14 protein-coding genes are annotated in these 18,182 nt (G+C 73.3%); 2 read left to right on the forward strand and 12 right to left on the reverse strand.

Going from position 1 to position 18,182, the window contains the following annotated elements; all coding sequences use genetic code 11:
- The first annotated feature begins 93 nt into the window (after positions 1-93).
- Together ACZ516_RS23280 and ACZ516_RS23285 are read left to right on the forward strand one after the other, a co-directional pair.
- Positions 94-1,641 (forward strand): alpha/beta hydrolase, encoded by a 1,548-nt coding sequence (locus ACZ516_RS23280; protein WP_469011555.1) that lies wholly within the window; start codon positions 94-96, stop codon positions 1,639-1,641.
- Between the two features lie 75 nt (positions 1,642-1,716).
- Positions 1,717-3,255 (forward strand): alpha/beta hydrolase, encoded by a 1,539-nt coding sequence (locus ACZ516_RS23285; RefSeq protein ID WP_361079574.1) that lies wholly within the window; start codon positions 1,717-1,719, stop codon positions 3,253-3,255.
- A gap of 76 nt (positions 3,256-3,331) precedes the next feature.
- On the opposite strand, the gene moeZ is transcribed toward ACZ516_RS23285, so the two are convergent.
- From moeZ to ACZ516_RS23345, 12 genes are all read right to left on the reverse strand, one after another.
- Positions 3,332-4,510, reverse strand: a complete 1,179-nt coding sequence (moeZ, locus tag ACZ516_RS23290) for an adenylyltransferase/sulfurtransferase MoeZ (RefSeq protein WP_358583245.1) — start codon at positions 4,508-4,510, stop codon at positions 3,332-3,334.
- Positions 4,511-4,573: 63 nt separating this feature from the next.
- Positions 4,574-5,323, reverse strand: a complete 750-nt coding sequence (locus tag ACZ516_RS23295; RefSeq protein ID WP_358583243.1) for a spherulation-specific family 4 protein — start codon at positions 5,321-5,323, stop codon at positions 4,574-4,576.
- Positions 5,311-6,264 (reverse strand): NAD-dependent epimerase/dehydratase family protein, encoded by a 954-nt coding sequence (locus ACZ516_RS23300; protein WP_358913643.1) that lies wholly within the window; start codon positions 6,262-6,264, stop codon positions 5,311-5,313. Before ACZ516_RS23300 ends, ACZ516_RS23295 begins: the two co-directional genes overlap by 13 nt.
- Before the next feature lie 150 nt (positions 6,265-6,414).
- Positions 6,415-7,497 (reverse strand): hypothetical protein, encoded by a 1,083-nt coding sequence (locus tag ACZ516_RS23305; protein ID WP_469011556.1) that lies wholly within the window; start codon positions 7,495-7,497, stop codon positions 6,415-6,417.
- A 476-nt stretch (positions 7,498-7,973) separates the two neighbouring features.
- Entirely contained in the window at positions 7,974-9,833 is a 1,860-nt protein-coding gene (locus ACZ516_RS23310) for a DUF3492 domain-containing protein (protein WP_469011557.1), read from the reverse strand.
- Between the two features lie 96 nt (positions 9,834-9,929).
- Positions 9,930-11,534, reverse strand: coding sequence for an ABC transporter ATP-binding protein (locus ACZ516_RS23315; RefSeq protein WP_361079580.1), 1,605 nt, complete (start codon positions 11,532-11,534; stop codon positions 9,930-9,932).
- Entirely contained in the window at positions 11,531-12,538 is a 1,008-nt protein-coding gene (locus tag ACZ516_RS23320; protein WP_358589924.1) for an ABC transporter permease, read from the reverse strand. The genes ACZ516_RS23315 and ACZ516_RS23320 overlap by 4 nt, the downstream gene beginning before the upstream one ends.
- Positions 12,535-13,473, reverse strand: coding sequence for an ABC transporter permease (locus ACZ516_RS23325; RefSeq protein ID WP_469011558.1), 939 nt, complete (start codon positions 13,471-13,473; stop codon positions 12,535-12,537). Before ACZ516_RS23325 ends, ACZ516_RS23320 begins: the two co-directional genes overlap by 4 nt.
- A complete protein-coding gene (locus tag ACZ516_RS23330; protein WP_469011559.1) occupies positions 13,470-15,200 on the reverse strand; it encodes an ABC transporter substrate-binding protein in 1,731 nt (576 codons plus the stop codon). Before ACZ516_RS23330 ends, ACZ516_RS23325 begins: the two co-directional genes overlap by 4 nt.
- A gap of 165 nt (positions 15,201-15,365) precedes the next feature.
- Entirely contained in the window at positions 15,366-15,458 is a 93-nt protein-coding gene (locus tag ACZ516_RS23335; RefSeq protein ID WP_358589930.1) for an Ms4533A family Cys-rich leader peptide, read from the reverse strand.
- A gap of 80 nt (positions 15,459-15,538) precedes the next feature.
- On the reverse strand, positions 15,539-16,771 hold the full coding sequence (locus ACZ516_RS23340; RefSeq protein ID WP_469011560.1) for a DUF3152 domain-containing protein: 1,233 nt from the start codon (positions 16,769-16,771) through the stop codon (positions 15,539-15,541).
- A gap of 263 nt (positions 16,772-17,034) precedes the next feature.
- On the reverse strand, positions 17,035-18,096 hold the full coding sequence (locus ACZ516_RS23345) for an alpha/beta fold hydrolase (RefSeq protein WP_469011561.1): 1,062 nt from the start codon (positions 18,094-18,096) through the stop codon (positions 17,035-17,037).
- Positions 18,097-18,182: the final 86 nt, after the last annotated feature.

Genomic DNA, 18,182 nt, shown 5'->3' on the forward strand with positions numbered 1-18,182 from the left:
CACACCGCCGCGCCCGCCCGCCCACGCACCCCCACCTCACCCGCTCGGCCCGTGCCCCGAGCGGCCGGGCAGGGCCCCGCGCAGGATGGACACATGCCCTCACCGCCCCAGCCACGCGCCGGCGCCCTGGCCGCCGCCACCCTGCTCCTGACCGTCACGCTCGCGGCGTGCGGCGACAGCGACGCCAAGGACGAGGACCTGACGGCCCAGAAACTGAGCTGGAAGGACTGTCCCGCGCCCGCCACGTCCGAGGGCGGGGGCGAGGCGCCCTCCCCGCTGCCCGGCGGCGCCGAGTGGCAGTGCGCCACCATGAAGGCGCCCCTCGACTGGTCGAAGCCGAAGGGCGACACGATCGACATCGCGTTGATCAAGGCCGCCGCGAGCGGCGGCAAGGGCGAGCGCATCGGCTCCCTCGTCTTCAACTTCGGCGGCCCCGGCGGCTCGGGCGTCACCACGCTGCCCGCCTTCGGTGCGGAGTACGCCAAGCTGCGCACCCGCTACGACCTGGTGAGCTTCGACCCGCGCGGGGTCGGCCGCAGCGCGGGCGTCGCGTGCGAGGACGACGAACAGCTCGACACCTACTTCCAGCAGGACTCCACCCCCGACGACGACGCCGAGAAGAAGAAGCTGGTCGCCAACGTCAAGGCGTTCAACAAGGCCTGCGAGCAGAACTCCGGCAAGACGCTCCCCCACGTACGCACCACCGACGCGGCCCGCGACATGGACCTCATGCGCCAGGTGCTCGGCGACGACAAGCTGCACTACTTCGGCATCTCCTACGGCACCGAACTCGGCGGGGTCTACGCGCACTTGTTCCCGGCCCGCGTGGGCCGAGCCGTCTTCGACGGCGTCGTCGACCCCACCCAGAACGCCGAGGAGAGCTCGCTCGGCCAGGCCAAGGGCTTCCAGCTCGCCCTCGACAACTTCGCGAAGGACTGCACCTCCAAGGTCGCGGACTGCCCGGTCGGCGACACGGAGCGGGACGTCAAGGACAAGATCGCCACGTTCCTGAAGGACCTGGACGCCAAGCCGATCCCGGGCCTGCCCCCGCGCGAACTGACCCAGACGGCCGCCACCACCGGCATCGCCCAGTCGCTGTACTCCAAGGACTTCTGGCCGTACCTCACCCAGGGGCTCGAAGAGGCGTACGACGGTGACGGCAGGATCCTGATGTCGCTCGCGGACTCGATGAACGGCCGGAACGAGGACGGCGAATACAGCAACCTCCAGGCCGCCAACGTCGCCATCAACTGCGCGGACGACAAGGCGCGTTACTCCACTCGGGACATGGAGGGCCGACTGCCCGCCTTCCGCAAGGCGTCACCGCTGTTCGGCGACTATCTGGCGTGGGGCATGGTCAGTTGCACCGACTGGGCCGTCCCGGGCCAGGCCGACCACCCGGACGTCACGGCCAAGGGCGCGCCGCCCATCGTCGTCATCGGCAACACCGGCGACCCGGCCACGCCGTACGAGGGTGCGCGCGCGATGGCGCGGGCGCTCGGCGAGGGCGTCGGCGTCGAGCTGACGTACAAGGGCCAGGGGCACGGGGCGTACGACAGCGAGAACCGGTGTGTGCGCGACGCGGTGGACGGCTATCTGCTGGACGGCAAGGTCCCCGGGGCGGGCACCGTCTGCTCCTGAGAAAAGCCCGGCCACGTCACTGTCAGTGACCCCGCCTACTATGGCGTGACTGTCTTCCAAGGGGGGAAGCGCCACATGCAGCGTTTCGTACGGTCCGCGGCCATGGCCGCCGCAGGAGTGCTGTTGGCGGGGGTCGCCGTCGGCTGCGGCGGCTCTTCCGACGACGACAAGCGCGACGGGAAGCGCGGGGGAAGCGAAGGCAAGGGCGGCGGAAAGGGCCGCGCCGCGCAGAAGCTGGACTGGCACGGCTGCAAGGCCCCCGAGGGCGGCACCGCCCCGGGCGCCGCATGGCAGTGCGCGACGCTCCAGGTCCCGCTGGACCACGCGAAGCCGGACGGCGAGACCATCGGCATCGCCCTGATCCGCGCCAGATCCACCGGCAAGGGCGACCGCATCGGCTCCCTGCTGTTCAACTTCGGCGGGCCCGGCGGCTCGGGCGTCTCCGGCCTGCCGTCCTTCGCCGACATGTACGGCACGCTGCGCGAGCGGTACGACCTGGTGAGCTTCGACCCGCGCGGGGTCGGCGCCAGCGAGGGTGTGCGCTGCCGGGACGACAAGGCCACCCAGGCCGCCGAGGAGAAGGTCGACCTGACGCCGGACACCCGGGCCGAGGAGAAGGCGTACTTCAAGGACGCGGCGGACTTCGGCGCGGGCTGCGCGCGGGGCGCCAAGAAGCTCATCGGGCATGTGTCGACCGTCGAGGCCGCCCGCGACATGGACCTCATGCGCCAGGCCCTCGGTGACGACAAGCTGCACTACATGGGCATCTCGTACGGCACCGAACTCGGCGGCACCTATGCCCACCTGTTCCCCGAGCGCGTCGGCCGCCTCGCCATGGACGCGGTCAGCGACCCCAGTGCGGACTCGGTCGGCCACGCGGAGAACCAGGCGCGCGGCTTCCAGCGCGCCCTCGACAACTACTTCACGGCCCAGGGCGAGAATCCGAAGGCGGGCGCCAAGAGGATAGAGAAGCTGCTCGCGCGCCTGGACCGCGAGCCGATGCGCACCTCCGGCGACCGGAAGCTGACCGAGTCCCTGGCGAGCACGGGCGTCCTCGTCACCCTGTACAGCAAGCAGACCTGGCCCGCGCTGACCGGCGCCCTGCGGGACGCCGAGAAGGGCGACGGCACGGCGCTGCTCCGGCTGGCCGACGCCTACAACGAGCGCGATCCCTCGGGCCGTTACAGCACGCAGAGCCACTCGCAGCGGGCGATCTCCTGTCTGGACGCCAAGGACCGCTCCACTCCGCGGGAGGCCGAGAAGCGCCTGGACCGGTTCCGCGGCATATCGCCGGTCTTCGGGGAGTTCCTGGCGTGGGACACGGCCGGCTGGTGCTACGACTGGCCGGTGGCCGGTCTGCACGACTCCCCCGACGTGCGCGCGCCCGGCTCCGCCCCCATCCTCGTCCTCGGCAACACCGGCGACCCCGCCACCCCCTACGAGGGCGCCCGCAAGATGGCGGACGAGCTGGGCGAGGGCGTGGGCGTCCACATGACCTGGAAGGGCGAGGGCCACGGGGCGTACGGCAACGGCAGCGAGTGCGTGGACGACGCGGTCGACGCCTACCTGCTGCACGGCAGGACGCCGAAGGACGGGAAGGTCTGCGCGTCCTGACCGACGGCATGGCAAGGGCCCCGCACCATCGCTGCGGGGCCCCTCCCGAGCGGACCTGAGCCGCTAGGGCGTGTTGCTAGTAGACCGGCTTCTCGGGCTCGATCTGGTGGACCCAGCCGATCACGCCGCCGCCCACGTGGACCGCGTCGGAGAAGCCCGCCGACTTCAGGACGGCGAGGACTTCCGCACTGCGGACACCCGTCTTGCAGTGCAGGACGATCTTCTTGTCCTGCGGGAGGCTCTCCAGGGCGGTGCCCATGAGGAACTCGTTCTTGGGGATCAGCTTGGCGCCGGGGATCGAGACGATCTCGTACTCGTTGACCTCCCGGACATCGATGATCTCGATGTTCTCGCCCTCGTCGATCCACTCCTTGAGCTGCTTGGGAGTGATCGTGGAGCCGGCTGCCGCCTCCTGGGCCTCCTCGGACACGACACCGCAGAAGGCCTCGTAGTCGATCAGCTCGGTGACGGTGGGGTTCTCGCCGCAGACCGCGCAGTCGGGGTCCTTGCGGACCTTGACCTGGCGGTACTGCATCTCCAGGGCGTCGTAGATCATCAGGCGGCCGACCAGCGGCTCGCCCGTGCCTGTGAGGACCTTGATCGCCTCGGTTACCTGGATGGAGCCGATCGACGCGCACAGCACGCCGAGCACCCCGCCCTCGGCGCAGGAGGGGACCATGCCGGGCGGCGGCGGCTCCGGGTACAGGCAGCGGTAGCACGGGCCGTGCTCGGACCAGAAGACCGAGGCCTGGCCGTCGAAGCGGTAGATCGAACCCCACACGTACGGCTTGTTCAGGAGCACACACGCGTCGTTGACCAGGTAGCGGGTGGCGAAGTTGTCGGTGCCGTCGACGATCAGGTCGTACTGGGCGAAGATGTCCATCACGTTGTCGGCCTCGAGCCGCTCTTCGTGGAGGATCACGTTCACGTACGGGTTGATGCCGAGGACCGAGTCCTTCGCGGACTGCGCCTTCGAGCGGCCGATGTCCGCCTGGCTGTGGATGATCTGCCGCTGGAGGTTGGACTCGTCGACCTCGTCGAACTCCACGATGCCGAGCGTGCCGACACCGGCCGCGGCGAGGTACATCAGCGCCGGGGAGCCGAGCCCGCCGGCGCCGACACACAGCACCTTGGCGTTCTTCAGCCGCTTCTGCCCGTCCATCCCGACATCGGGGATGATCAGGTGGCGGGAGTACCGGCGGACCTCGTCGACGGTGAGCTCAGAGGCGGGCTCGACCAGGGGTGGCAGCGACACGGGGACTCCGTTGGTCGGTTCCTACGTACGGTTGTTCTCTCCGTAACACTGCCACGCCCTTCTTCATTCCGAGACACCCGTTCCGATACGCGAGACAATTTCGTCCCAGTACGCGGGCATGGACTCCCAGGGAGCCCCCGCGCCCGCCCCCTCCACCCGGTCGGTGAAGTAGAGCGTGGAGGCGCCCTGCCAGCGGGCGATGCGCAGCGCCTCCTCCAGGTGCCCGCGCGGCACGCCGTGCACGAAGTGGCAGAAGCGCTCCGGTGGATGCTCGGCGGTCCACTCGGCCACCTGCGACCAGCGGTAATCGCTCCAGGGGCCGGCGAAGGTCACCAACTGGTCGCCCACCTCGGCGTATCCGGGATCCGGGTGCGTCCCGTGACCGAGCACGAGGTGGGCGTCGCCGACGAGCGCGCGCAGTGTGGCGGCGGTCCCGCGCACCTCGGGGAGCGCGGTCCGCTCCGTGGGACAGCGGTCCAGAAAGTAGCCGTCGACCTGGTACCAGTCGACGTAGCGGTGCGCGTCGCGGACCAGCTCCCCGAAGGGGCGTGCGCCGTAGCGCGCGTCGAGCTGGCCGAGCACGCGGACACCGGCGTTCCGCAGCCGTCCCGCCGCTTCCAGGCAGTGCGGGTCGGGCCGCTCGCCCGGCCCGTTCGCGACATTGAGGACGACCCACTTCAAGGGGGTGCCCGGCCGGGTGAGTTCGGCCCATTCGGCGGGTGCGAGGAGCGGGTGGGCGAAGCCGGGGACGCCGAAGCCGACCCGTACGCCGGTGCTCGCGGAGCCCCTGGTGGGCCTGGTCAGATGCGACACGCGGCCTCCATCCAGATGTCGGCGAGCGACTCTTCCAGGTTGATCCGCGGCCGCCAGCCGAGCCGGTCGCGGGCGGTGCGCACATCGGCCTGCTGCCAGCTGCCGCAGCCGTCCGGGTAGGGGTACGCGGCCGGGGGCCCGTGCTCCCCCTCCGCGCGGGGGTGGCCGATGACGCCGCGGACGGGCACCTGGTCGAGTTCGTGCAGGGCGCCGCCGTATCCGGCGACGCGGGCGAGCACGGCGGCCGCGTCCCGCAGGCGCACGGCACGGCCCGAGCCGATGTTCACCACGCCCTGGGCGGCGGAGAGCGAGGCGGCGTGCACGGCGCGCGCCACGTCGCGTACGTCGACGAAGTCCCGCTGCACACCGAGGCCCCCGAGCTTCAACTCGCCGTCCCCCGCCTGCATGGCGCGCCGCATGGCCTCGGCGAGCCGCCCGAGCGGCGAGCCCGCGGGCGTGCCGGGCCCGGCGGGCGAGAACACCCGCAGGACGACGGCGTCGAGCCCGGAGCCGAGGACCAGTTCGGTCGCCGCCAGCTTGCTGACGCCGTAGGGGCCGCCGGGCCTCGGCACGGCGTCCTCGGCGGTCGAGGAGCCCGGCTGGCTGGGCCCGTACTCGGCGCCGCAGCCCAGCTGGACCAGCCGCGCGCCGCAGCCGCTGCGGCGCAGGGCCTCGCAGACGGTGGCGACGGCGACGGTGTTGTGCCGCGTCAGCTCGCGGGCGCCGCCGCGGGTGGCGCCGGCGCAGTTGACGACGACGCCCGGGTGCACGGCGTCCAGGAAGCGGGTGAGCGCTCCGGGGCTGCCGCTGGCGAGGTCGAACCGTACGTCAGAGTCGTCGCCGCGGCCGAGGGCGGTGAGCTGCACCGCGGGGTCGGCGAGCAGCCGGTCGGCGACGAACCGGCCGAGGTATCCGTTGGCTCCGATCAGCAGCACCCTCATCGGGCGCCTCCCGGGATTGCCGCGCGGACGCGGAGTCGACTACCGGTGGTCATCTGTCTTTCTCCTTAGGGATGGTGCCATGGGTCACGGGATGAGGCCCGCGGTGTCGGCCCCGCGGGAGAGTGGTCTGGCCGGTCGGTGGCCGGCGGCTCACATCGCGTCGCCGGGGACGGGGTGGGCCTGGGTGGGACCGGCGTGGGCCGAGGCCAGGGTCAAGGTCCTGAGCGCGTGGCTCAGGAGGGCGAGGGCGGCGGCCCCGCACACGGCGGCGGGGACGGCGCCGGGGCCCCAGGTGTCGACGGCCGCCGTGACGGGTGCCGCCACCGCGTCGCAGCCCGGCAGGCGGCCGGCGAACACGAGGGCCGAGGCTGTGGCTTCACCGGCGCCGGCGGCGCCCAGGAGCAGGGCGGGCGCCCGTACGGAGCCGTACACGCCGAGCAGCCGTGCGAGCAGCAGCAGGGCGCCGAGCGCGCCGGCCCCGGCGAGGGACGCGCCGGTGTCGGAGGTGTCGAGCAGGGCGTTCGTCGCGGCGAGCGACGCCCAGAGGGACACCGTGAGCGCGGCGAGGAACAGCGTCAGGACGCCGAGCAGCAACGGCCGTGCGGAGGCGGTGAAGTCGTCGAGCCCCCGGCTGGTCCGCAGCCGCCCCTGGGCGCGGACGGCGAAGAGCCGGGCGCACCAGGTCGCGGGGGCGACGGCGAGGGCGAGGCCGAGGAGCCCGGCGGTGGCGGGCCGCCAGAGGTCATCCGGCCCGTCGGGACCGCCGGTGACGGCACTGCTCAGCAGGGCGTCGCCCAGAAGCGCGTACGCGAGGAGCCAGCACACCCACGCGCGTGCGGCGGGCGTCAGGCGGGCGCGGGCGCGCAGGGGGCCCTCGCGCAGGGCGATCCACAGCGCGAGGGCTATGGCGAGGGTGCCGGCGAGCGCCACGGCGAGCCGGGTGCCCGCGCTGGTCAGGCCGGTCCCGGCCACCGCCACCAGGCCCACCGCGCCGGGCGCCAGGGCGAACAGGGCCCGGCCCGGCGGTCCTTCGGGCACGGCGGGTCCCACGCCCTCGGGGGCACGGCATTCGTCGTCGCGGGGCACGCGCGCGTACATCTCCTCGGCCAGGGCGAACACATCCCGGTGCCGGTAACGCGCGGCCGCCCGGTCGGTCACGCCGTGCGCCTCCAGGCCGGCCGCGATCTCCAGCGGGTCGACGGCCCGCGCGCACAGCTCGCGATGCCGGTGCATCAGGGCCTTCACGGGATCGGCGGTACCCCGGCGCGCTGCCCCGGCCCACGAGGCCCGCCCTGGCCCGCCCGGACCCCCACCAACGCCGTCCACGCACCCTCCGCCGGTGTCGCCCACGCCGTCCGCGCGGGCGTCCCCACCGGCGGCACCCACGCGGCCTCCCCCACCAACACGCACCCGCCCCACGTCCACGCGCCCCACGTCCACGCGCCCGGCGCCCACGCCGCCCGCGCGCCCCCCGCCGGTGTCGCCTGCACCGTCTGCGCGACCTCCCTCAACGTCACTCGCACGCCCCGCACCCACGCGCCCCCCGCCCGCGTCCCCCGCGCCCCCGGTGACGCCGACGTCCTCCCCGGGAAAAGAGGCCCCGCCGGAGCTGACGCCGGCGCCGAGAACCGACCGCCCCGCAGGGCAAGTGCCCACCCCTTCCGCCGCCCTCGGCGCGTCCGCCGCCGCCCGCACGCCGTCCCGCCGTGTCATACGGCGGCCCCCTTCAGCTGCTCCCGGCCATCCGTCTCGCGCGCGGCCCAGCTGGGCGCGTCGCCGCTCTCCTCGGCCGGCGCGGGGCCCACCGCGACCGCCCAGCGGCCCGGCACGTACGCCTCGGCCGGGGTCGCGAACGGCAGCGGTCCGCCCGCCTCGTCCACGGCGTCCCGGCGCACCGGGCAGTGCGAGACGATCTCCAGGTAGATGTCGCGGAAAGCCGCGACGTTCTGTTCGACGGTGAAGAGTTCGAGCGCTCGCGCCCGCGCGGCCGCCCCCAGGCGCGCACAGCGCTCGGGGTCGCGCAGGAGCGCCCCGCACGCCTCGGCGAGCGCCCGCGGATTGCGCGGCGGCACGACGAGCCCCGTGCCGCCGATCACCTCCACCACCGCGCCGACATCCGTCGAGACGGTCGCGCGCCCGCAGAACATGGCCTCCACCAGGCCGGCCGGAAAGCCTTCGACGACGCTGGAGAGGACCACGACGGCGCCCGTGGCGTAGACGCCGGCCGGCTCCGGTGCCTCGGGACCGCCGATCTCCTCGAACGAGACGGGGTTGTCGCCGACGGCGTGCGCATCCTGTGCCTCGTCGGGGAAGAGCTGCGCGGCGAGCGCCCGGCAGTGCGCGAGATACTCCGCGGCCCCGGGCTCCTCGGCGGGTGCCCCGACGATCCGCAGCCGGGCCCTCGGCTCCCGGCCGCGCACCTCGGCGAAGGCGTGCAGCAGGGAGACCAGGTCCTTGGCGGGCTCGACGCGGCCGACCCACAGGAGGGTGTAGGGGTCGGCGGTGTCCTCGCCCTGCTCGCCGGTCTCGCGGAAGTGGTCGCAGTCCATGCCGGGGTGGACCGTGCGCAGCTTGGCCCGGTCGGCGCCGCAGCGCTCCTGCCAGCGGCGGGCGTGGGCGTCGCCGGGGGTGATCAGGACGGCCCGGTCGTACACCTCGGCGGCGAGGCGGGTGTGGAAGGCGGCGAGCAGCGCCCGGACCGGCGCACTCAGGGCCATGCGGCCCGCGGCGAGGTGGTGCGCGCGCAGCCGCACGCCGTACTCGGTCACGAGCAGCGGCACGCCCGCGAAGTGCCGGGCGAGCAGGCCGGGCAGCGCCGCGGGTCCGCCGGAGGTGGCGTGGCACAGGTCGGCGGCGCCGAGGGCGTCATCCCCGTACCAGTCGAGGGAGAGCGGGCGCAGCGCCCGCTCCATCAGGTCGGCGGCGACGAGCAGGTCGGCGACGCGCGCGGTGCGGGCGGCGGGCAGTGCGCCGGGCGCGCGGCAGGCGCTTTCCAGCGCGCGCACGGCGGCTTCCGAGCGCAGGGCGCCGACCAGGCCGCCCTCTTCGCGGGCGAGGTCGGCGAGGCCGTACAGCGCGCTGGCGAAACGGTCCGCCACATCGTCGGAGTCGGCCCCGTGCGCCGGGTCCGGGCGCGGCGCGCCGCCGACTCCGCCCCGGCAGACCACGTCGGCGAGCTCCGCGAAGCACTCCGCGAACCGGTGCCGCGCCCGTCGTCCACGGCCGCCGCGCGGGCCCGCGCCCTGGAGGGCCGCGTCGTCGATGGTCCACAGCGGCGCCGTGCGCACCCGGGTGACGTGCGGCGGGAGGTCGAGGCGGCCCGAGGCCTCCTGGCGGGCGTCGCGGCCGAGCGCGTAGAGGTCGAACTCGTGCTGCCCGAGCCCGCGCACGAGCCGGTCGCACCAGAGCCGGCCCTCACCACTCACATACGGATAGCCACCCTCCGTAAGCAGTGCAACGCGCACGAGCGCACCCCCGATCTCCCGTTTGGGGAGCCGCCGTTGAGTCGGCGGCCCGCAGCGGGAAGAACGTATGCGGTCCCGCCGGTGGCGCGACGGACGGTTGTCCATCGCGCCACCAAAAGGGGTGAACGGCCGTAACTTTCCCGTGCCGGTGGCGTTCTGGCGCGCTATGGCGGCAGGGAGGGCCCGTTCCGCCGCGGATTGTCAGGCGGCGGCCGGCTCCGTGCGGGCCCCGCGCCGCAGCGCGACCGTCTCCGGATCGAGCGAGGGCACGGCGGTGAGCAGCTGCCTGGTGTACGGGTCGCGCGGTGAGCCGTAGACCTCGTCGACGGGCCCGTACTCGACGAGCCGGCCGCGCCTGAGGACGGCGACCCGGTCGCTGACCTGGCGTACGACCGCGAGGTCGTGCGCGATGAAGACCAGCGCCAGTCCGAGGTCCCGCTGCAGTTCCGCGAGGAGGGCGGTGATCTGGGCCTGGGTCGTCACGTCGAGCGCGGACACCGGTTCGTCGCACACGATGAGGCGCGGTTCGGCGGCGAGCGCCCGCGCGATGCCGACGCGCTGGCGCTGACCGCCGCTGAACTGGTGCGGATAGCGGTCGTAGTGCGCCGGTTCGAGCCCCACGCGCTCCAAGAGCTCCCGCACGCGCCCCCGTACGAAGGTGTCGCTCGCGCCCCTGGCGCGCAGCGGGTCGGCGACGGACTCGCCGATCGAGCGGCGGGGGTTGAGCGAGGCGACGGGGTCCTGGAACACCATCTGCACGGCCGGGTCCACGCGGCCGCCGGGCCGCTCCACGCCTTCGTGGCGCAGCTTCCCCGCGCTCGGCTCCAGGAGGCCCACGAGCATGCGCCCGAGGGTGGTCTTGCCGCTGCCGCTCTCGCCCACGACGCCGAGGGTCTCCCCGCGGCGGACGCTGAGCGTGACGTCGTCTACGGCGGTGACGGCGCGCTTCCCGTGGCCGAACTCCCGGCGCAGGCCCACCGCTTCGAGCACCACTTCCCCGCTCGTGCGGGGCGAGGGGGGTTTCGGCGGTGCGTCGAGCCGTGGCACGGCGCTCAGCAGCTCCCGGGTGTACGGCCGCCGGGGCGCCCTCAGGACGTCCCGCACCGCGCCCCGCTCCACTTCCCGCCCGCCCCGCATGACCAGGACCTCCTCGGCGCTCTCCGCCGCGACGCCCACGTCGTGGGTGATCAGGAGCAGGCCCATCCCGGTCTCGTTCCGCAGCGCGTGCAGCAGGTCGAGGATCTGGGCCTGGACGGTGACGTCGAGGGCGGTGGTGGGCTCGTCGGCGATGAGCAGTTCCGGTTCGCAGGCCAGCGCCATGGCGATGAGCGCGCGTTGGCGCATGCCGCCGCTGAACTCGTGCGGGCGCGAGCGGGAGCGGCGTACGGGATCGGGGATGCCGACCCGGTCGAGCACCCGCACGGCACGCGCGCGTGCCGCCCGCCGGGAGGCGCCGGTGTGCACGCGGTACACCTCGGCGATCTGGTCGCCCACCGCGAAGTACGGGTCGAGGGAGGAGAGCGGGTCCTGGAAGACCATCGCCGCCTTCCCGCCGCGCAGCCGCCGCAGCTGTGCCGGCGACGCCTCCTGTACGTCGACGCCGGCGACCCGCACGGATCCCGCGACGCGCGCGCCCGTGCCGCGGTGCAGCCCGAGCAGCGCGGACGCCACGGTCGACTTGCCGGACCCGGACTCGCCCACGAGGGCGAGCGCGCGGCCCGCCTCCAGGGTGAAGGAGAGCCCGTCCACGGCGCGTACGCCGGAGTCGAACTCCACTCCCAGGTCCCTCACGCGCACGAGGCTCATGTCAGCACCACCCGTCGGTCGGCCACCGCGTACAGCACGTCCGCGACGGCATTGGCGAGCACCACGAAGAAGCCGGTGACCATGACCAGGCCGACCACCACCGGCAGGTCGACGGACTTCACCGCCTGCACGAGTTCGCGCCCGAGGCCGGGGAGCCCGAACAGCGACTCGGTGAGCATCGCGCCGCCGAACAGCGACCCGAAGCCGTTCGCGGTCAGGGCGATGACCGGGGCCAGCGCGCCCCGCAGGGCGTGCCTGCCGACGATCGCCCGCTCCCCGACGCCGTACGCGCGAAAGGTCCGCACATGGTCGTCGGCGAGCGTCTCCAGCATCGCGGAGCGGGTCACCCGGGCGTATGTGGCGGCCTCGACCAGCGCGAGCGCCAGCCAGGGCAGGAGCAGGTTCCAGGCCCACTGGGTCGGGTCGTCGCCGAAGTCCACGTACTGCGGGAAGGGCAGCCATTGGAGCTGACCGCAGACGACGATCATCAGCAGCAGGCCGACCACGAAGACCGGCGTGGCGGTGCCCGCGAGGGTGAGGGCGGTCAGGACGCGCTCGCCGAGCCGACCGCGCCGCCAGACGGACAGGACGCCGGTGCCGACCCCGAGGGCCAGCCACAGCACCATCGCGCCGACCGCCAGCGAGGCGGTGACCGGCAGCTTGGCCGCGATCAGCGCGGTGACCTGCTGGTCGCTCTGGTAGGAGACGCCGAGGCAGGGCGCGCCGCAGTGCTCCACGCCGGTGCCGGTGGAGTAGTCGTGGCCGGTGAACAGGCCCTGGAGGAAGTCCGCATAGCGCACGTACAGCGGGTCGTCGAGGCGCAGTTGCGCGGCGACCTGGTGGACCTGCGCGGGCGAGCAGCGGGGGCCGCAGGTGATCTGGGCGACGTCGCCGGGAGCGACGTAGAACACCGCGTAGATGATCACGGAGAGGGCGAGGAGCGTGCCGAGGGCGCCGGCGAGGCGCCGCAGCAGGAAGGCGGTGAGCCGCCGGGACCCGCTCACGCGGGGGCCTCCTCCCTCTTGCGTCCGGTGCCGATGCGCAGCCGGGAGGCGGCCCGCGGGTCCAGCGCCGTGCGCACGCCGTCCCCGAGCACGGTGAGGGCGAGCACGGTCACGAACAGGGCGCCCGCCGGGAGCAGCAGGTACTGCGGGGCCGCCTGGTACCAGACGTCCGCGGCCGTGAGCATCTGCCCCCACGAGGGGGTCGGCGGTCGCACGCCGACGCCGAGGAAGGAGAGCGCGGCCTCGACGGTGATGTTGGCGGGGGCGAGCAGCGCGGCGTAGGTGAGGACGGGTGCGGCGAGGGCGGGCAGCAGTTCGCGTCGGGCGACGCGCACGGAGCCCCAGCCGCTGAGCCGTGCGGCGGCCACGTGGTCGAGTGCCTTGAGCGTGACCGTCTGCGCGCGCACGACCTTGGCGACGCTGCCCCAGGCGAGGAGGCCGATGACCAGGGCGACGAGCACGGGCCGCGGGAATCCGCTCGGCACGACCGTCATCAGCGCGAGCGCGAGGACGGTCAGCGGCAGGGCCACGACGACGTCGGTGGCGCGGCTGAGCACCTGGTCGAGCCGGTGGCCGCCGAATCCGGCGGCGACGCCGACCGCGACGCCGATGGTCACCTGGACGACGGTCGCGGCGAGCGCGACGCCGAGGGAGACCCGTGCGCCGTGGACGAGCCGGGCGAAGAGGTCGCGCCCGGTCTGCGGTTCGACGCCGAGCCAGTGGTCGCCGCTAATCCCGCCGAAGGGGCCGATGGGCACCCCGCCGCGCGCCGAGTCGACCAGGTCGGGGTGGTACGTGGTGGGGTCCTGCCCCTCCAGGGCCGTGAGGAGGGGCGCGGCGAGCGCCACGAACACAAGCAGCGCGACGACTCCCGCCGCGGCCAGGGCGGCCGGCTGCTCGCGCAGCCGCCGCCAGAGGGCGGTCCTGCCGGTCATGACGACTTCACCGCGACCTGGGAGACGTCGAGGACACCGGTCCAGTCGCTGATCACGACGTTCCGGACGTCCTTGCCGTACAGCCGCTTGTAGACCGGGTGGAGGAGCGGCACGGTCAGGGCCCGGCGGCCGATCTTCTTGTCGAGGGCGCCCCAGCGCGCCGCGGCGGCGTCCAGGTCGGTCAGCTCGTTGATCTCGTCGATCTCGTGGTTGACGGCCTTGTCGTCCAGGAAGCCCGTGTTGAAGTTGGCGCCGTCCTTCACGATCTGGCGTCCGTCGAAGATCGGGGCGATGAAGGGGCCGCCGGAGGGCCAGTCGGCGCCCCAGCCCGAGAGGAACAGGCCGGGCTCGTGGTCGACGTCGTGGATCCGGTCGGAGTAGTCGTTGTCCTCCAGGCCGTCCAGTTCGACCGTGATGCCGGCCTTCTCCAGGGCGTCCTGTACCGCGGTCGCGACCTCCGGGCCCGTCTCGTCGTTCTTGGCGTTGGAGTGCGTGAGCCGGATGGTCAGGCCGTTGTCGTGACCGGCTTCCTTCAGCAGCCGCCTGGCCTTCCTCGGGTTGCCGGAGGCGCCCGCCGGGAAGTGGTCGTACTCCGTGTGTCCGAAGGCCTTCTGGTCCGGCAGGAAGGTGGTGGCGGGCTCGGCGAGCGAGGAGCCGCCGGCGGCGTTGACGACCGAGGAGCGGTCCACGGCGTACGCGACGGCCTGGCGCACCTTGGGGTCGTCGAAGGGCTTCACCTTGGGGTTGAAGGCGAGGTAGTTCGTGTAGCCGAAGTGTCCGGTGCCGACGTGGGCGGCCAGGTCCTTGTCGCCGCTGACCTTGGCGAGTTCGGCCGGGCCGAGGTTGGTGTCGGTGGTGACGGCGGCGGCGTCCGCGCCCCGGCCCGCGGCGAGCCGCTGGTTGATGACGGACGCGTCGAGCCCGGAGCGTACGTCGATGACGTCCGGGTAGGCCTTGCGCTCCGCGTCGGTCGCGGCGGACCAGTGGGGGTTGCGCTCCAGCCGCAGCCGCTCCCCGTCGCGTTCGTTCCCGACGACCTTGTAGGGGCCCGAGGAGAGGGGGTGCTCCTCGTACTTCGTGCCCTTGTCCTTGCTCCTGGGGACGGGTGCGAACTGCGTCTGGGTGGCGAGGAAGGGGAACTCCCCCTCGGGCTTGTTCAGATGGAAGACGATGGTCCGCTCGTCCGGGGTCTCGATCGACGCGAGTCCCTTGCCGCTCTTGTCCTTGTAGGGCCCCTGGTAGGTGTCGCCGCCGACGAGCCAGTCCCGCAAGTAGGGTGCCCCACCGCTGAGTTCGGCGGCGAAGGACCGCTCGATGCCGTACTTCACGTCGGCGGTGGTGATCGGCGAACCGTCCTCGTACTTGAGCCCCTTCTTCAGGGTGTACGTCCACACCGTGGCGTTCTTGCTCGGTCTGCCGAGGTCCGTCGCGAGGTCGGGGACGACCTTCGCGCCCTTCGCGCCGGCCTCGCGGTTGCGGGTGGTCAGGGTGCGGAAGACGAGGCCCGGTATGTTGCCGCCGCCGGAGGTGTAGAGCCGCGCGGGGTCGAAGTCGGTCTGCGGGGCGCTGTTGAGGACGGTGAGCGTGCCGCCCTTGGCGGGGGTCTTCTCCGCGCCACCGCCGGCGTCGGCGTCCCGCGGACCGGCGCAGGCGGCGGTGCCCGAGGCGAGGACCAGACTGACGGATGCCGCGGCCACGCGGCGGGCGATGACGGACGATTGACGCATCGGAGGCGACCTCTCGGGGAAAAACGCCGCGCGAAGGCGGCGGATCAGCGGAAATGAAGCAGAGCTGACCCCGGAGAGGGTGCGGGGAAAAGCGGCACCGGGCCGTGCGGGAAGGCAGGGCACAGGGGCGGCCGGAAATGAGCGACGCACTCGCCGGGGCGGGCGTCAGCAACAGTGGACGTCGGACACGCAGAGCGCGGTCACGCCGAGCAGCGCCAGCTCGATGGCTGCGCTCGAAGGGGCGTGACGGTTCGACATGCGCAGAAATATGAACGAATTCCCGGCGGATGTCAAAGCGCGGATGTCAAAGCGGCGGGCGCCTGCCGCCCGCCGCCACCTCAACTCTTCGGAAAGGCCCAGGGATTGGCCTTGCACTTGATCCCGTCGTGGTCCAGGAACTTGGTCTGCTGCTGCATGACGGGCGCGAGGTCCCCGTCCTTCGCGCAGTCGGTGTGGTCGAAGCCGAGCCGGTGGCCGACCTCGTGGTTGATCAGCATCTGGCGGTAGGGGCGCAGGGCGTTGCCGAAGGTCTTCTTGACCTCGTCGCCGTAGGTCTTGGCACCTTGTGCCCACCGATATCCGTTGATCATCACGCGGTCCGTCGCCGCGGAATCGCACGACACATTGTCCTGCGCCGTGTCGAGCCCCGATTTCGCGCACCAGGCCGCGGTCGTCCCGGGGCTCGCCAGCGTGATGACGAAATCAGGTTTGCCGGACGAGACGCGCTCGAAGGTGCGGGCGCCGTCATGGGCCCAACTCCGGTCGTCGTTCAGGGTCTTCTGCACCGCCTGCGCGAACAGTCCGCCGTCGAGACCGAGCCCCTTTTCGACGTCGACGCGATACCGGAACAGCTGCCCCTTTCCGGGCGCCTTGTCGAATCCGGCGACCGCCTCGAATTCACCGGACGCCTTGAGCTTGGGGTCCAGGGGATATCTCTCGCCGAGCTTCTGCTCGTACGTCATCCGGGCCAGGTCCGGTTTCGCGGCGGGGCCCCCGGGCGGCGGGCGCTCGTCGGAGCGTGAGGCGGAGTCCCCGGTGCCGCGCGCGCCGTCGCCGGGGGCGGCCTGCGGCCTGTCGTCGGAACCGCCCGCGCCGTCGCGGACCTGGCCCGCGAGGAACGCCGCGAGCAGCAGGGTCACGGCGGCCGCGCCCCCGGTGAGCAGGCGCGCACGCCCGCCCTTCCGGCCGCCGCCGACCACGACGGCCCCCTCGCCGCGAGGCTCCGGGACGTCGCTCCAGTCGGTGACGGAGGCGTAGGGGTCACCCTCCGGGAACGCCTCCATGTAGTCCTGCCGAGGAGCGGAACGATCCTGCCGCAGGGCGGTGCGGGCCCGCCGCGGGGTGGGGCGGTCCTGCCCCGGGGTGGGGCGGTCCTGCCGAGGTCGCGGTATGCCGCGCTCGGCACCGCCCGGCTCGCCCTGCTCGGGGTGCCCGCCACGGACGCGCGGGAGCCCATGGGCCGATGTCGCGCGCGCGGACTCATGCGTGGAGGTCTCGTGCGCGGGGGTCTCGTGCGCGGGGGTTCCCTTGGCGGGCGTCCCGTGCGCAGGGATCTCCTCGCCGGCGTCCAAGGCGGTGCGCCTGCGGCGCCCGGTACCGGGCGCCGACTGCGGGGCCGGGGCCGGGGCGCGGCGCGCCGGCGGGGGGCCCGAGGCGCCCGTGCCGTCAGGGGCGCTCTCGTCGGGGGTGCCGTGGTCAGAGGCACTGTGGTCAGGAGAGCCGTGATCAGGAGAGCCCTGATCAGGAGAGCCGTGATCAGGGATGCCGTGGTCAGGAATGCTGGCCGAAGATGCGCTCGCCGGGTCGCGGCGGCTGTGTCGTCCCACGCGCCGCCTCAGCTCCCCGAACCCGTACGGGAGTCACGGGAGGCACTGGAGTCACGGGGAGTGCCGGAGTCACGGGAGGCACTGGAGCCACCGGCGGACTCCGGGGTGCTCGGCTCCTCTCCCAGTTCGACGAGCAGTTCGCGGAATGCCGTGGCCACGCTCTGCGGATCCTCCATCATCGGCAGATGCCCCGCCTCGGGCAGCGTGAGCAGCCGCGAGTCGCGGAACGCGGCATTGGCCTTGCGGGCCATGCGGTACGAGACGAGGAGGTCCCGCCCGCCGTAGACGAGCAGGGTCGGCGCGAGGACCCGCTCGGCCTGCCGCCAGAGGCCGTGCTGGCCGCCCAGCGTGTACGCGTTCACGATGCCGCGCGCCGAGCGGGTCATCGCGTCCCAGAAGTAGGGGAGCCGCAGCCTGCGCTCCATCTCCCGCACCGCCGCGTCGAAGCCCTCCGGCGTCACCTTGGCCGGGTCGCCGTAACAGAGGCCCAGCATCCCGCGCACCCGCTGCTCGGCCGACCACTCCTTGGTGAGCCGCATGAAGAGGGTGGCGACGCCCGGCACGGCGAGCAGCCCCGTCGGCACCGCCGTGCGCTGCACCCGCAGCTCGGGCAGGGCGGGCGAGAGCAGGGTGAGCGTACGGACGAGGTCGGGACGCACGGCGGCGACGCGCGTCGTGATCGCGCCGCCCAGGGAGTTCCCGAAGAGGTGGACGGGACCGCGGGCGCGGGCGTCGAGGTAACGGATGACGGCGCGGGCGTGCCCGGTGATCGAGTAATCCCCGTCGTCCGGCGGGGGCGAGTCCCCGAACCCGGGCAGGTCGATCGCCTCGCAGTCGACGACGTCCTCCAGCAGCGGCATCAGCGCCGACCAGTTCTGCGAGGAGCCGCCGAGGCCGTGCACGTACAGCGCGGGCGGGAGTCCTTCCCGGGCCGGGGGCCGTGAACGCACCGTCAGCGTGAGCCCGGGCAGGCCGATCGAGCCGAGCCGCTCGCCCTCCGCGACCGCCACGGCACCGGGCTTGGGCGCGGCGGTGGCGGCCAGCAGGTTCGGCAGCTCGGTGGAAGACATGCGGCAATGTTACGAGACGATCACGTCCGGACTCACGTGTTCGCCGTCACAGACCGCACACGGATCGCGTAGCGCCTCATCCGGGT

It is taken from the genome of Streptomyces sp. NPDC034037 (assembly GCF_055575715.1).